Source organism: Nonomuraea sp. NPDC003727 (genome assembly GCF_053586935.1).
This window is the reverse complement of record NZ_JBSFNE010000010.1, coordinates 1-13,853: the sequence shown is the minus strand read 5'-3', so window position 1 is coordinate 13,853 and position 13,853 is coordinate 1. Positions and strand designations below refer to the sequence as shown.

13 protein-coding genes are annotated in these 13,853 nt (G+C 71.7%); 7 read left to right on the top strand and 6 right to left on the bottom strand.

What is annotated here, in order from left to right; translation table 11 throughout:
- The first annotated feature begins 14 nt into the window (after positions 1-14).
- Complete coding sequence (locus ACWDLG_RS25110; protein ID WP_449923964.1) at positions 15-923, top strand: MOSC domain-containing protein; 909 nt, start codon at positions 15-17, stop codon at positions 921-923.
- Positions 924-1,074: 151 nt separating this feature from the next.
- Here the strand turns inward: ACWDLG_RS25110 and ACWDLG_RS25105 are convergent, their stop codons facing one another.
- On the bottom strand, positions 1,075-3,036 hold the full coding sequence (locus ACWDLG_RS25105) for an ATP-dependent DNA helicase (protein ID WP_354907452.1): 1,962 nt from the start codon (positions 3,034-3,036) through the stop codon (positions 1,075-1,077).
- Between the two features lie 755 nt (positions 3,037-3,791).
- On the opposite strand from ACWDLG_RS25105, the gene ACWDLG_RS25100 reads away from it, so the two are divergent.
- Positions 3,792-4,985, top strand: a complete 1,194-nt coding sequence (locus ACWDLG_RS25100) for a hypothetical protein (RefSeq protein WP_449923961.1) — start codon at positions 3,792-3,794, stop codon at positions 4,983-4,985.
- Between the two features lie 99 nt (positions 4,986-5,084).
- On the top strand, positions 5,085-6,653 hold the full coding sequence (locus ACWDLG_RS25095; protein WP_449923959.1) for a Na+/H+ antiporter: 1,569 nt from the start codon (positions 5,085-5,087) through the stop codon (positions 6,651-6,653).
- Here the strand turns inward: ACWDLG_RS25095 and ACWDLG_RS25090 are convergent.
- The gene (locus ACWDLG_RS25090) at positions 6,650-6,907 is read right to left on the bottom strand and encodes a ubiquitin carboxyl-terminal hydrolase 14 (RefSeq protein ID WP_449923956.1); all 258 of its coding nucleotides are present in this window, start codon (positions 6,905-6,907) and stop codon (positions 6,650-6,652) included. The genes ACWDLG_RS25095 and ACWDLG_RS25090 overlap by 4 nt on opposite strands.
- Before the next feature lie 207 nt (positions 6,908-7,114).
- Between ACWDLG_RS25090 and ACWDLG_RS25085 the strand changes: the two genes are divergently transcribed.
- Positions 7,115-7,501, top strand: a complete 387-nt coding sequence (locus ACWDLG_RS25085) for a hypothetical protein (RefSeq protein WP_449923954.1) — start codon at positions 7,115-7,117, stop codon at positions 7,499-7,501.
- On the opposite strand, the gene ACWDLG_RS25080 is transcribed toward ACWDLG_RS25085, so the two are convergent.
- Positions 7,498-8,406, bottom strand: coding sequence for a DUF3500 domain-containing protein (locus ACWDLG_RS25080; protein ID WP_449923951.1), 909 nt, complete (start codon positions 8,404-8,406; stop codon positions 7,498-7,500). The genes ACWDLG_RS25085 and ACWDLG_RS25080 overlap by 4 nt on opposite strands.
- Positions 8,407-8,467: 61 nt before the next feature.
- Between ACWDLG_RS25080 and ACWDLG_RS25075 the strand changes: the two genes are divergently transcribed.
- The 3 genes from ACWDLG_RS25075 (at position 8,468) to ACWDLG_RS25065 (ending at position 9,607) form a co-directional block, all read left to right on the top strand.
- Positions 8,468-8,800, top strand: coding sequence for a YidH family protein (locus ACWDLG_RS25075; RefSeq protein ID WP_354907446.1), 333 nt, complete (start codon positions 8,468-8,470; stop codon positions 8,798-8,800).
- A gap of 2 nt (positions 8,801-8,802) precedes the next feature.
- Positions 8,803-9,144 carry a DUF202 domain-containing protein gene (locus ACWDLG_RS25070; RefSeq protein ID WP_449923948.1) on the top strand — a complete coding sequence of 114 codons (342 nt, stop codon included), beginning with the start codon at positions 8,803-8,805 and terminating at the stop codon, positions 9,142-9,144.
- A gap of 151 nt (positions 9,145-9,295) precedes the next feature.
- Positions 9,296-9,607 (top strand): hypothetical protein, encoded by a 312-nt coding sequence (locus ACWDLG_RS25065; protein WP_449923946.1) that lies wholly within the window; start codon positions 9,296-9,298, stop codon positions 9,605-9,607.
- 49 nt (positions 9,608-9,656) lie between these two features.
- Here ACWDLG_RS25065 and ACWDLG_RS25060 read toward each other — a convergent pair whose 3' ends face one another.
- From ACWDLG_RS25060 to ACWDLG_RS25050, 3 genes are read right to left on the bottom strand one after another with little or no spacing between them, the layout of a single operon-like run.
- The gene (locus ACWDLG_RS25060; RefSeq protein ID WP_449923943.1) at positions 9,657-11,477 is read right to left on the bottom strand and encodes an ABC transporter ATP-binding protein; all 1,821 of its coding nucleotides are present in this window, start codon (positions 11,475-11,477) and stop codon (positions 9,657-9,659) included.
- Positions 11,474-13,240, bottom strand: coding sequence for an ABC transporter ATP-binding protein (locus ACWDLG_RS25055; protein WP_449923941.1), 1,767 nt, complete (start codon positions 13,238-13,240; stop codon positions 11,474-11,476). The genes ACWDLG_RS25060 and ACWDLG_RS25055 overlap by 4 nt, the downstream gene beginning before the upstream one ends.
- A 23-nt stretch (positions 13,241-13,263) precedes the next feature.
- Positions 13,264-13,722, bottom strand: a complete 459-nt coding sequence (locus ACWDLG_RS25050) for an anthrone oxygenase family protein (protein WP_449923939.1) — start codon at positions 13,720-13,722, stop codon at positions 13,264-13,266.
- Between the last annotated feature and the right edge of the window lie 131 nt (positions 13,723-13,853).

Sequence of the window (13,853 nt, the reverse complement as noted above, 5' to 3'; positions counted from 1 at the left end):
GACGGTAGCGGTTGGTGCCGACAAAACCGCGTCGCGGACCGGCGGAGCGCCAGCTGAGAGAGCGCTCTCTCGCGAGCTACGGTGAGGTGGTGCTGATCACGCAGATCTGTGTATATCCCGTCAAATCCATCACGGGGCGGGCGGTTGACGCGGCGTATGTCCACCCGTGGGGACTGGACGGCGATCGCCGATGGGCTGTGGTCGACCACCAGGGCGACAACCTGTGGCTCGGCGAGTACCCGCGCATGCTGGCCGTCACCGCGCAGGAGCGACCCGGCGGCGGCCTGCTGCTGTCCGCGGACGGCATGCCCGACCTGGCGGTACCGCCCGCGTCCGGGCCGAGTGTCCGCGTGGGCTTCTCGGGGCTCGACAGCGCCGTGCTCGCCGCCGACGCCGCCCACTCCTGGCTCACCGATCTGCTCGGCGTGCCCGCCAGGCTGGTGTGGCTCGACGACCCCGCCCGCCGTTCCGTCGACCCCGCCCACGGCGGGCTGCCCGGCGAGGTGGTGAGCTTCGCGTGGGACGCGCCGCTCCTGCTCACGTCCGCCGCCTCCGCGCGCAGGCTGGACGAATGGATCGAGGACGGCGCGCGCGTGCGGGGCGAGCCGCCACCGGGCCCGCTGTCGCCGCTGCGCTTCAGGCCGAGTGTGATCATCGACGGCGGGGAGCCGTTCGAGGAGGGCGGCTGGCGCGAGGTGCGGATCGGCGCGGTCGACTTCCGGGTATCGGAGCTGTGCGACCGGTGCGCGGTGACGGTCATCGATCCGGTCACCCGCGTCAAGGGCAAGGAGCCGCTGCGGACGCTCGCCCGGCACCGCCGGTGGGACGGCAAGACCTGGTTCGGCATCCGCCTGGTCCCGCGCACCAGGGGCGAGATCCACGTCGGCGACCCGGTGACGGCGACCCGCGCCGGAGCCACGTGACGGCGGCCCGGGCCCCGGGAGCTCACGTGCCGTCCAGGGGGTCGACATCCCGGTGACCTGCCTCGGTCCAGGCATACCTGGACCGAGGCCGTACGTCGCCACGTAGCGACCGAATCGGCGCCCCGCGCGCCGGAACTCCGGGGGGCGGGCCTCAGCCGGTCAGCCGCTTGAGGGCGGTCCGCACCACCGCCGGGTCGCTGGTCCGCCAGAACGGCGGCAGCGAGTTGAGCAGGAACCCGCTGTAGCGCGCCGTCGCCAGCCGCGGGTCGAGGACCGCCACCACGCCCTTGTCGTCCTGCGCCCGCAGCAACCGCCCCGCCCCCTGCGCCAGCAGCAGCGCCGCGTGGGTGGCCGCCACCGCCATGAACCCGTTGCCGCCCTTGGCCATCACGTGCCGCTGCCGCGCCGACGTCAGCGGATCGTCGGGCCGGGGGAACGGCACCCTGTCGATGATCACCAGCCGCAGCGAGGGGCCGGGCACGTCGACGCCCTGCCACAGCGACAGCGTGCCGAACAGGCACGTCGCCTCGTCCTCGGCGAACTGCTTGACCAGCAGCATCGTCGAGTCGTCACCCTGGCACAGCAGCGGCACGTCGAGCCGGTCGCGCAGCGCCTCGGTCGCCGCCTTCGCCGCCCGCATCGAGGAGAACAGCCCGAGCGTGCGCCCACCCGCCGCCTCGATCAGCTCGGCGATCTCGTCGACGTAGGCCTGGGGCAGCCCGTCACGCCCCGGCTGGGGCAGGTGCTTGGCGACGTAGAGGATGCCGGAACGCGGATGGTCGAACGGCGAGCCGACGTCGATGCCCGTCCACCCCTTGTCGCCGAGCCCCCACTGCGCGGCCAGCCCGTCGAAGGTGCCGCCGAGCGCCAGCGTGGCCGAGGTCAGCACCACCGTCCGCTCGCCGAACAGTTTCTCGCGCAGCATCCCGCCCACGCTCAGCGGCGCCACGCGCAGGGTCGCCGGACGCCGGTCGGTGGCGCCGTCGAGCCACACCACCTCGGCCCTGTCGACCTCCGAGGCGTGCCCGTAGGCCTCCAGCATGCGCACGGCGGTGTCGTGCACCTCGTCGAGCGCGGTGAAGGCGGCCTTGCGCTGGCCCGCCTTGTCCGGGTCGTCCTTGTCGGCCCCGCGCGGCCCCAACGCCGTGATGCACCTGGCCGCGCTGTCGCGCACCAGCGCGAGCGTCAGCCCCAGCACCTCGGGCAGGTCGTCGACACGGCCCGGCGGCGCGGCCTCCAGCAGCGCCTTGAGGTCCTCGCCCGCCTCCATCAGCTGGTCGGCGATCGGCTGCTCGATGAGCCGCCCCACCCGTCGTACGGCCAGCGACACCGAGGCCTCCGACAGCTCGTCGGTCACCACCGACGTCACCCTGTCGACCAGCTCGTGCGCCTCGTCGACGACGACGACCTCGTGCTCGGGCAGGATCGACATGCTCTCCATCGCGTCGATGGCCAGCAGCGCGTGGTTGGTCACGACCACGTCGACCTCGCCGGCGCGCGCCTTGGCCAGCTCGGCGAAGCACTCGGCGCCGCTCGGGCAGCGCTGTGCGCCCAGGCACTCCTTGGCGCTGACCGAGAACTGCCGCCACGCCTGCTCGTTCACGCCGGGCACCAGCTCGTCGCGGTCGCCGGTCGTGGTCTCCTCGGCCCACTCCTGGATGCGCTGGACCATGCGCCCCGTCGCGCTCACCTCGCGCGGGTCGAACAGCTGGTCCTGCTCCTCCTCCGGCCAGCCCGCCGTCGCCTTGTAGCGGCACAGGTAGTTGCGCCGGCCCTTGAGGATGGCGAACGTCGGCTCGTGCGGCAGCTCCTTGCCGAGCGTCTCGGCCAGGCGGGGCAGGTCGCGGTCGACCAGCTGCCGCTGGAGGGCGATCGTGGCGGTGGAGACGACGACGGGGGAGTCGGACTCCATGGCGTGCCTGATCGACGGCACCAGGTAGGCCAGGGACTTGCCGGTGCCCGTGCCGGCCTGGACGGCGAGGTGCTCCTCGTTGTCGACGGCCTGCTGCACGGCCTTGACCATGGTGATCTGCCCTGGCCTGTCGCTCCCTCCCAGGGCGCCTACGGCGATCGAGAGCAGCTCTTCGACGGGTGGGAGTGTGGAGTCCGGCACGGCAGAAACCGTACCTGGTCGCGGCGACAGAAATGGCAGCCTTCCGGCGGGGGCACGCCGCGCCACCCCGAAGCCGCGCCCCGGGGCCGCGCCGCCCGAAGCCGGTCCCGCCGGCCCGCTCGGTGCCGCTCGGTGCCGCTCGCGCGCTCGTACTGCCCGCCCGTCGCGCCGTTGCCCGACCCGTCGCCACGCCGCCCGAAGCCGGTCCCGCCGGCCCGCTCGGTGCCGCTCGCGCGCCCGTACCGCCCGCCCGTCGCGCCGCTGCCCGACCCGTCGCCACGCCGCCCGAAGTCCCGTCTCGCAGCCGCGTCGGCAGGCCGTGCCGCCGGGCCGTTCCGGGGATCACGGCCAGGCGCACGGCCCCGCCGGAGATCGTCTGATGATCCGCTCAAGCGCCACCTGATCCGCGGCAAAAGGATGGTCACCTCTCCGTACGGAGGTGAACACATCCCGGCGTTCCAGACGCCCGTCCCCTTCGGGCGTGGCACACTTGCGGGCGTAACCCGCCAGGTCAAAGAAGATCTTCTCGCTGTGGCGCCCGGGCTTCACGGCGGGCTGTGGAAAGCCCGGTTCGCTAGGGTTTCGCAAGGTTGAGTGGACGAATAAAGGCTGGTTAAAGCAGTATGTCTGCCATGTCGGAAGTTGTCCCGTTGCCGTCATTCGGTGAAGTCTTCTTCGATGCCCGAGGTCAGGAGCGGTGTCTCCGGGTCACGTGGCACGAGGGCACCCTGGTGCTCAGCCTGTGGCGAGGAGAGATGTGCACCGGCAGTTTCCGGATGCCGATGGACGACGTCGGGCGGCTGCTCGACACCCTCGACGACGGCTACGCCGAGGCCACGGGCGAGCAGCCCGCCGCGGTCGCCCAGCCCGTCGACGAGCCCGCCGAGTACCCGGGGACGGGCCAGTACCACCGCCCGCCGCCGTTCGAGCACGAGCCGCAGCGCCCCCACGACGACCGGCCGACGGCGACCCTGTCGCCCAACGACGTCCTCGTGGCCCGCGGCGCGCCCGCCCAGCCGGACAAGCTCGTCGCCTCCTACGCCGACCACCGCGAGCCCTCCCAGACCCCCCTCCCCTCCGACGGCAGGCCCCGCCTGGCCGAGCAGCCCCCGGTGAGCGCCGAACCGATGGCCGCGCAGGGCGGCTACCCGCTGCCCGACTACCAGATGCCCGCCGAGCGCGAAGGCGCCAGGAGTCCGCACTCCACCGACCCGCTGGGTTTCCCGAGGCAGCAGGGCTCGCCGTACTCCACGCACTCCGAGCCGTTCGCGGCGCAGACCACGCAGCCGGACCCCTTCGGCGCCCGCGGAGCGGCGCACAGCACCCAGCAGGACCCGTACGGTGCCCAGGCGGCGGCGCCGCAGCCGGACCCGTACGGTTCCCAGGGAGCGGCGCCGCAGCCGGACCCGTACGGTGCGCAGGGTGCGGGGCCGGGCTCCCAGCAGGACCCGTTCGGCGCCCCGGCGGCGCAGGGCGGCCAGGCGTACGCGTCCGACCCCTACGCGCCGGACCCGTACGCGCAGGCCGCGCGCCAGCCCGCCCAGCCGTCCTACACCGACCCCTTCGCGCCGCCGCCGCGGCGGACGCAGAACACGCCGGGCGCGGTCGGCCTCGGCACGCCCATGCACGGCATCCCCGGCGCGGGCCGCAGCCGGCCCGCCCCCGCCCCCGAGCCCTACCCGCAGCCCGAGCAGCAGTACGGCCAGCAGGACCAGTACGGCCAGCAGGACCAGTACGGCCAGCCCGACCAGTACGGCCAGCCGACCTACCAGCAGGGCCCGATGGACCCCGCCGACCCGCTGGGCCTCGGCCCCGACGCCTACCAGAACCAGCAGCCCGACCCGGCCATCCACCGCCCGTACGTGAACGACCCGATGTACGTCACGGGCGAACGGCTCCGCCCCGAGCAGCAGTACCGCGACGACAGGACCGATCACAGGGAGTGGTGACCGGCGGCTCCCGATGTCCCCGGGCTCCGGACGTGTGAGAAACTAGCGGGCGGGTCAGACCCGGTCTGATACGCCCGTTTCTCGGCAACAGGGGGGCTCGTGGACGCGTCAACGGGTCTGTACTGGCTGCTGTTGGCCAGCGGCTCGATCATGGTCGCGTGGGTGGCCAGGCGGCGCGGCTGGCCGGCGCCGCTGCTACTGGTGCTGGTGGGCCTGGCGGTCTCCCCGCTGGTGCCCTCCTACGGGCTGGACGCCAATCTCATCCTCTACGTGTTCCTGCCGCCGCTGCTCTACTCGGCCGCGCTGGACAGCTCGTATCTCAGCCTGCGCGAGAACACGCGGGCGATCGGCCTGCTGTCGGTCGGCCTGGTGCTGTTCACCACGCTGGCCGTCGGCGGTGTCGTCCATCTGATGCTGCCCGACCTGCCGCTGGCCGCCGCCTTCGCGCTGGGGGCGATCGTGGCGCCGCCCGACGCCGTCGCCGCGGTCGCGGTGGGACGGCGGCTCGGCCTGCCGCGCCGGGCCCTGACGATCCTCATCGGCGAGAGCCTGTTCAACGACGCCACCGCGCTGACGGTCTACCGGGTGGCGATCGGCGCCGCGGTGGGTCACGGCCTCAGCCTGCTGGAGGGCTTCGGCGAGTTCCTCTACACGGCGGTCGGCGGCGTGCTGATCGGTCTGGCCGTCGCCGTGGTGTCCGGATGGTTCCTGGAACGGGCGCGCGACCCGCTGGTCGAGAACACGGTGATGCTGCTGATCCCGTTCGGCATCTACCTGGGCGCGGAGTCGGTGCACACGTCGGGCGTGATCGCGGTGGTGATCGTCGGCCTCTACCTCGGCCACCGGATGCACCGCACGGGCGCGGGTACCCGCCTGGTGCTCGACGCGGTGTGGAAGGTCGTCGACTTCATGCTGGAGTCGATCGTCTTCGCGCTGATCGGCCTGCAGCTGGTGCCGGTGCTGAGCGGTCTGGCCGGACGCGGAGTCTGGGAGGTCGCCGGCTACGTCGTGGCCGTCTTCGCGGTGACCGTGCTGGCCAGGTTCGTCTGGGTGTTCCCGGCCACCTATCTGCCGTTGCTGCGGAGCAGGAGCACGCCCAAACCGCCGTGGCAGAACCTCACGGTGGTCGGCTGGGCGGGCATGCGCGGCGTGGTGTCGCTGGCCGCGGCCTTCGCCATACCCGCCGACTTCCCCGAGCGCGACCTGCTGCTGTTCCTCACTTTCAGCACGGTGATCCTCACCCTGCTCGTGCAGGGGCTGACCTTCCCCGCGCTGATCAAGAAGCTGCGCGTCTCCAGCGAGCGCGAGGCGTACGAGGACAACCTGTCGGAGGCCGCGGCCCAGCAGGCTGCGGTCGAGGCGGGCCTGGCCAGGCTGGAGGAGATCCTCGAGGAGGAGGAGACCAACGAGATCCACACCGAGGTCATCGACATGTTGCGCGCCAAGTCCGAGCGCCGGGCGCTCAACGCGTGGGAGCGGCTGGGCGGCGGCACCGGCTACGGCGGCAGCGAGACGCCGAGCCGCCTCTACCGGCGGCTGCGCAGGGAGATGCTCGCCGCGGAGCGAGAGGTGTTCGTACGGCTCCGCGACGAGCGGCGGCTCGACGACGAGGTGCTCCGGCGCGTGACGGCCGAGCTCGACTTCGAAGAGGCGATTCTGGAGCGCTAGCCCATCTTGTTGTCGAGGAAGCACCACCGCCAGTCCTCGCCCGGCTCGAAGGACTGCATCACCGGGTGACCGGACTGCCGGAAGTGGGCGCTGGCGTGCTTGTTGGGCGAGGAGTCGCAGCAGCCGATGTGGCCGCACTCCAGGCAGCGCCGCAGGTGCACCCACGGTGATCCGATGGTCAGGCACTCCTCGCAGCCCTCCGGGGTGCGCGGCTGCGGGTCGTCGGCGCTGAGAAGATGGTCGCAAGTTGCCATGGCAAGAAGCTTATGACCAGTGCATGCGGCCAATTCGGCCGCACCTGTTGATCGCGGGTGGCGGTCGTCGCCGGGCAGGCCGTTCGGCGCCGACACCCCGGTGGCCAGGCCATGCGGGACGCGCTGCCGGACCACGTGACGGACGGCCTCTGCTTCGACACTGTCGTGATCACCGCAAGGGGCACGACCGTTGGCTAGGGTCGAGGTATGCGACTCGTGTCCAGCAGGTTCCTGCCCCTTGCCGCTTTCGCCGCGGTCGTCTTCGCCAGCGGGTGCAGCGAGATCAACGCGACGGTCGACAAGGCCCAGGCCTGCCTGGAGGCCCCCAAGATCGTCTCCGAGACCGTCGCCAAGATCAGCGGCCTGGTCAACGATCCCGCCGCGATGGAGAAGGAGCTCGACAACGCCGCGCAGAAGCTCGGCGACGTGGCCGACAAGGCCGCCAACACCACCCTCAAGCAGGCCACCGACGACCTGGCCGCCTCCCTGCGCCGGCTCGACGTCAACAACGTCAACGAGGCGGTCGACGCCGTCCAGAAGGTCGGCAACGACACCGCCGCCTACCTCACCAAGCTGAAGGAAGCCTGCAGTTAGTGCTCGCCGGCCAGGTGGGCGGCCAGCAGTTCGGCGCCGAAGTCGGCGCCGGGCCGCCGGATGACGGTGTGCGCGTGGTTGGCGGCGTTCTGCGTGTTGTCGTACTCGATCAGCAGGCCAGGACCCTGCAGCCGGTAGTAGTGGCCGCCACCCGGCGACAGCGGTCCCGCCCAGGCGAAGGAGAAGGCGGCCGGATCGTGCGTGCCGCGCAGCGAGGGCGCCAGGCGGTCCAGGTAGACGTCGAGCAGGCGGGCCAGCAGGTCGCGGGGGGCGGTGGCGAGCGCGCCGCCCGGCACGCCCAGCGGCTCCAGCGCCGAGGTCACCGCCGACGTGCCGGTCAGGATGTCGGACGGCGCGACGTCCGCGACGACCGCCTGCTCGCGCAACGCGGCGGGCAGCGCCGTCACCAACGCCCTGGCCAGGTCCTCCTCCAGCGGCAGCGGCCGGAGCACGGCCGCGTCGCCGTACCGGACGGCATGGGGGTTGGCGCCGAGGAACAGCGGCGCGACCTCCACCCGGCAGCCCGCGACCGTCGCCGTGACCGACACGTGGTGCCCCTCGAAGCGCCAGCCCCAGTGGTCGGCGCCGGGGCTGCCGAAGACGGCCAGATGGTAGTCGTCGCTGTGGCGGCCCCGCCGTCCCTGCTCGTCGAGGTCGAGCACCTCCTCCAGCGCCATGATCGTCACGGCCTGCGCGAAGGCGTGCCGCGACAGCGCCGTGGCCAGCAGCCGGTGCGCCGCCTTGCGCGCCTCGCCGTTCAACCCGAGCAGCGAGACCCCTGGCCTGGGCGCGGGCACGTAGGTCCAGCGCAGGCGTAGCGGGTCGCCGAACGCGTAGGTGGCCGCCTGCCACTGCTCGGTGGTGAGGCAGCCGAGGAACCGGGTCGCGATCTCCGCCATGAGCATGACAACAGGATCGCCTATCCCGGCTTGTCGAGGGGAAATGGGGCCGATTTAGCGTGGTCCCATGAACGGCACCGAGCCCGACCCCCGCTTCACCCTCGCCAACGAGAGGACCTTCCTGACCTGGCTGAGCACGTCGCTCGCGCTGTGCGCGGGCGGCGTGGCGATGGCCGCGGTCTCCGACGACGTCTTCGTGCCGTGGGCGCGTACCGCGCTGTCCGTCCTGCTGGTCCTGCTGGCGGCGCTGGCCGCCGGCATGGCCTACCCGCGCTGGCGCAACATCCAGCGCGCGCTGCGCAACCAGTCGCCGCTGCCGCCGCCCGCCCTGGCCGCCGTCTTCGGGTACGGCGTGGCCGCGGTCGCCGTCGTCGCGCTCGTCCTCATCCTGATGGCCTGAGCATGTCGGCCGAGATCTGGGATCCCGGGCTGCAGAGCGAGCGGACCCGCCTGGCCTGGGTGCGCACCGCCGTCGCCCTGTCCACGGGAGGTCTCGGCGCGGCTGGCCTGGCCGCCCGCGTCGGGCTCGGGCCGCTGTTCGTGGCGGGCTTCGCGCTGGCCGCGCTGTGCGGCGGCATCCTGCTGGCGCGCACCGGCGCCCGCTTCCGCCAGGTCCAGCGCGCCCTGCACAACGGCGACCCGCTCGACGGCCGCGCCGACGCGCTGGTCGCCTGGATCGGCACCCTCTGCGTGGTGGCCGGCTCGGTGTGCTTCGTCGTCACCATGGGCATGGCCCACCTCTAGATCGCCCAGCGCGGCGTAGGCGGGCACGGCCGGCTCGTCGACGTCCTCCTCGCCTCGGAACCCTTCGGGGCCCTGCCGGCCTCGTCAACGGGTTGCGAGGACGGCAGGAGGAGGCGGACACTCGAAGAAGACCAGCTCGGAGGTGATCCGCGTGCGCGAAGACTATGACGCGCGGGAGACGTGGCCGTTCGAGTGCCAGTGCTGCTGGCATGTCTGGCAGGAGGAGTACACCGTCAGACACGTCACCGACGACCACGGCAACGAAGTCGAGGTGTGGCTGCGAGCGGGCGTGCCCGTCCAGCCCGCCAACTCCGACAAGAGCTGCCCCAAGTGCGGGGCGGTGCAGATCACGACCTTCCCCGCCGGGTACCTGGCCAGACACCCGGAAGCGCCGGTGCCCACCCCGCGTGAGGGCGCCGCGGAGACGCCGCTGAAGTTCACCTGGCGCGCGGCGATCATGTAGGACCCGCTCCCCGGGCGCGGCGCCGGCGGGCGCCGCGCCCGGGGAGGTCTCAGGCCAGGCTGTCGAGCCAGGCCTGGTGCAGGCCGGCGAAACGGCCCGCGGAGGCGATGAGCGCCTCGGGCGGGCCGTCCTCGACGATCCTGCCGCGCTCCATCACCAGCACCCTGTCGGCGATCTCCACCGTCGACAGGCGGTGCGCGATGATGAGCGCGGTCCGGTCGGCCAGGATGGTGCGCAGGGCCCGCTGCACCATCCGCTCGCTGGGCACGTCCAGCGACGAGGTGGCCTCGTCGAGGATGAGCACCGCCGGGTCGGCGAGGAAGGCACGGGCGAAGGCCACCAGCTGGCGCTGGCCCGCCGACATCCGGCCGCCGCGCTTGCCGACCTCGGTGTCGTAGCCGTCGGGCAGCCCCGAGACGAACTCGTGCGCGCCGATGGCCTTGGCCGCGTCGACGACCTCCTTGATGGAGGCCTCGGGCCGGCCGAACCGGATGTTGTCCGCGACCGTGCCGGAGAACAGGAAGTTCTCCTGCGTCACCATCACCACGGCCTTGCGCAGGGTGGTCTCGTCCAGCTCGCGCAGGTCGACCCCGTCCAGCAGCACCCGCCCCGCCGTCGGGTCGTAGAAGCGGGAGATCAGCTTGGCCAGGGTCGTCTTGCCCGCGCCCGTCGCGCCGACCAGCGCCACGGTCTGACCGGCGGAAACCGTCAGATCGAGGGACGGCATGACGGGCATCTCCGGCACGTACGAGAACGCGGCGGCCTCGAAGCGGACCTGCCCGCGCGCCGCCGCCAGCGGTGCGCCCTTCGGCGGCTCGGGAACCGACGGTTCCTCCTCCAGCACGCCCGACAGCTTCTCCAGCGCCGCGCCCGCCGACTGCAGGGTGTTGTAGAACTGGCTGATCTCCTGCATGGGCTCGTAGAACTGGCGCAGGTAGAGCAGGAAGGCGGCCAGCACGCCGACGGTGACCTCCTCGTGGAACGCCAGCCAGCCGCCGTAGATCAGCACACCGGCGATCGTGAGGTTGCCGATGAGCTTGATGCCCGGCATGAACACCGCGATCAGCTGCATCGCACGGGCGTTGGCGTCACGGTAGTCGGCGTTGAGCCGGCCGAAGATCTCCTGGTTGCGCGGCTCGCGGCGGAAGGCCTGGACGGCCTTGATGCCGGTCATCGACTCCACGAAGTGCACGATGACCAGCGCCACCGTCTCCCTGGTGCGCCGGTAGGTGATCGCCGACTGGCGGCGGAACCACCGGGTGAACAGCAGCAGGAGCGGCAGCGGCACCAGCGCCACCAGGCCCAGGTGCACGTCGAGGATCAGCAGCAGCGCCGCCGTGCCGAACATCGTCAGCACCGCGGTGACCAGGCCGTCGAAGCCGGACTGCAGCAGCTCGGCGATCGCCTCGATGTCGGAGGTGAGCCGGGAGATGACTCGGCCGGAGGTGTACTTCTCGTGGAAGGAGAGCGACAGCCGCTGGAAGTGGTCGAAGACCCTGCGGCGCAGCTCCAGCAGGATGTCCTGGCCGATCCGGCCGGACAGGTTGAGGAAGACCTGCCTGGTCAGCGCCTGGGTGACGGCGGCGGCCAGGATGACCCCGACCACCGTCAGCAGCGTGACCGGACCCTCTCCGCGCAGCATCGGCGGGATGCCCGAGTCGATGCCGACCTTCACCAGGTAGGGGATGGCCAGGCCCGCGCCGCTGGAGCAGATGATGATCGCGGTCAGCAGCGCGATCGCCCTGCGGTGCGGCCTCAGCAGGTCGCCCAGCAGGGCGCGCGAGCGGGTGCGCAGCAGCAGGGAGACCTTCTCCGGCAGGTCGTCCTTGTTCTCCGAGGCGACGCCCCGCCAGTCGGTGGTGGCCGTCAACGCAGGGCTCCTTCCTCGGACAGGTCGGCGTCCTGGGCCAGCAGCGAGCGGTACTCGGGCACCTCGGCCAGCAGGTCCTGGTGCCTGCCGACGTGGGTGATCGTGCCGTCACGCAGCAGCGCCACCTTGTCGGCCAGCAGCACCGTCGAGGCGCGGTGCGCGATCACGATGCCGGTCGCCTCGCGCAGCACGTGACGCAGCGCCTCCTCCACCAGCGCCTCGGTCTCCACGTCGAGCGCCGACAGCGTGTCGTCGAGGACGAGGATCTTCGGCTTGGACAGCACGGCTCTGGCCAGGGCCAGGCGCTGCCGCTGCCCGCCCGACAGCGACATGCCCTGCTCGCCGATACGGGTGTCGAGGCCCCACGGCAGGTCGTGGACGAACGTCGCCTGCGCCACCTCGAGCGCCTCGCGCACCTCCTCGTCGGAGGCGTCGCGGTTGCCGAGCGTGAGGTTCTCGCGCACGCTCATCGAGAACAGCGTGGGCTCCTCGAACGCGGTGGCCACCACCTCCCTCAGCGAGCTCAGCTTCAGGTCGCGCACGTCGTGGCCGTCGATGGTGACCCGTCCCGAGGTGACGTCGATCAGCCGGGGGACCAGCGCGGTGAGCGTCGTCTTGCCCGAACCCGTGGCGCCCACGACTGCCACCGTCTCGCCCGGCCGTACGTCGAGCCGGACGTCGTGGAGCACCGGGCGGTCGGCGCCGGGGAAGCGGAAGCCGACGCCCTCCAGCCGCAGGTGGCCGCGCGGGTGCTCGATCGTCTCGGTGCCGTCCTGGATCGCGGGGACGGTGTCCATGACCTCAAGGACGCGGTCGGCCGAGGTCATCGACTCCTGCGCCATCGCCAGGATGTAGCCGAGGCTCGCGATCGGCCAGACCAGCTGCAGCACCAGCGTGGTGAACGCCACCAGCGAGCCCTGCGAGAGCGAGCCGGACCCCACCGCGAGCGCGCCCAATAACAGGACCAGGGCCAGCGTGAGGTTGGGGATCACCTCGAGGAAGGTGAAGAAGCGCGCCGACAGGCCGACCTTCTCGAGCGAGGTCGCGTGGACCTTGCGCGCGGACTCGTCGAAGGTGTCGAAGACGTGGTGGCGGCGGCCGAATGCCTTGATCGTGCGGATTCCGATCGCCGACTCCTCGACGAGCGTGGCGAGGTCGCCCTGCTCGTCCTGGACCTGGCGGGAGATCGTGATGTACTTCTTCTCGAAGCGCAGCGACACCCAGACGATGGGCACGGCCGAGGCGGCCACCAGCAGCCCGAGCGGCCAGTACATGTTCAGCAGCACGATCGTCACCGTGGTGAGCTGGATGACGTTCATGACCAGGAAGAGCATGCCGAAGCCGAGGAAGCGGCGGATGGTCGACAGGTCCGTCGTAGCGCGCGAGAGCAGCTGGCCCGACTGCCACTCGTTGTGGAAGGCCATCGGCAGGCGCTGCAGATGCTGGTAGAGGTCGTCGCGGATCCTGGTCTCGAGGCCGAGCACGGGACCGGTCTGCGTCCAGCGGCGCAGGAAGATCATCAGAGCCTCGGCGACGCCGACGCCGACCGCCAGCAGGCCCAGCGGGAGCAGGTCCGCGGTCTGCCCGGCGTCGATCACCTCCTTGCCCACCAGGGGGAAGGTGATGCTGGCGGCTATGCCGAGGATGGCGACGAGCCAGATGAAGACCAGCTTGCCGACGTAGGGGCGCAGGTAGGACCGCATGCGCCACAGGGAGTTGGAAGAGAGCAGGGGACGGCTGGGAATCTTCGTATCGGGAGGCATCTCCTCTAGGTTAAGCCCCGGGATCAAGCCGTTTTCGTGAGTTGGGGCTCCAGCATCGCGCGCACGAGGCAGGCCGTCGCGGCGGTCGACAGGACGGCCCTGACCAGGTTCCACGCCACCCACGGGCCCTCGAACTGCGCTCTCGTGAGGGTTCCGGCGGCGAGGCCGTCGTTGAGCGGGACGTTGACGGCCGAGGTCGTCACGAAACCGACCAGGTAGAGGACCAGCCCCGCCAGTATCCAGAGCGCGGCAGGTCTGGCGCGGCGGTGACGGATCAGTGCCCAGATGGGCAGGACCAGGCTGGCCAGGAAGGGCACGAGGAAGGCGGGGTTGATGATGGCGGCGTTGATGTGGTTCATGACGGCGACGAAGGTACGGTCGCCGGCGGCCGCGAGGCCGGGCATGACCGCGATCGAGAAACCGTAGTACGTGCCGGCGACCAGGCCGGTCGCCAGCGCGGAGAGACCCAGGACGATTCGCATGCCGGTATTCAAGCGGGCCGCCCGTCCGTCTCTCCATCGCTGAGACTCTCACCCGCATGCGCGCCCGTATCACCCGGTGGCCACCCGGGGCGCGGCGACGCCCGCGGCCCTCCAGGTGGTGCCTGGAGGGC

Coding starts and splice junctions, on each gene's coding strand:
- ACWDLG_RS25100 (WP_449923961.1), top strand. CDS start 3,792: ATGTGCACCGGCAGTTTCCGGATGCCGATGGACGACGTCGGGCGGCTG.
- ACWDLG_RS25090 (WP_449923956.1), bottom strand. CDS start 6,907: ATGGCAACTTGCGACCATCTTCTCAGCGCCGACGACCCGCAGCCGCGC.
- ACWDLG_RS25085 (WP_449923954.1), top strand. CDS start 7,115: ATGCGACTCGTGTCCAGCAGGTTCCTGCCCCTTGCCGCTTTCGCCGCG.
- ACWDLG_RS25080 (WP_449923951.1), bottom strand. CDS start 8,406: ATGCTCATGGCGGAGATCGCGACCCGGTTCCTCGGCTGCCTCACCACC.
- ACWDLG_RS25075 (WP_354907446.1), top strand. CDS start 8,468: ATGAACGGCACCGAGCCCGACCCCCGCTTCACCCTCGCCAACGAGAGG.
- ACWDLG_RS25070 (WP_449923948.1), top strand. CDS start 8,803: ATGTCGGCCGAGATCTGGGATCCCGGGCTGCAGAGCGAGCGGACCCGC.
- ACWDLG_RS25055 (WP_449923941.1), bottom strand. CDS start 13,240: ATGCCTCCCGATACGAAGATTCCCAGCCGTCCCCTGCTCTCTTCCAAC.
- ACWDLG_RS25050 (WP_449923939.1), bottom strand. CDS start 13,722: ATGCGAATCGTCCTGGGTCTCTCCGCGCTGGCGACCGGCCTGGTCGCC.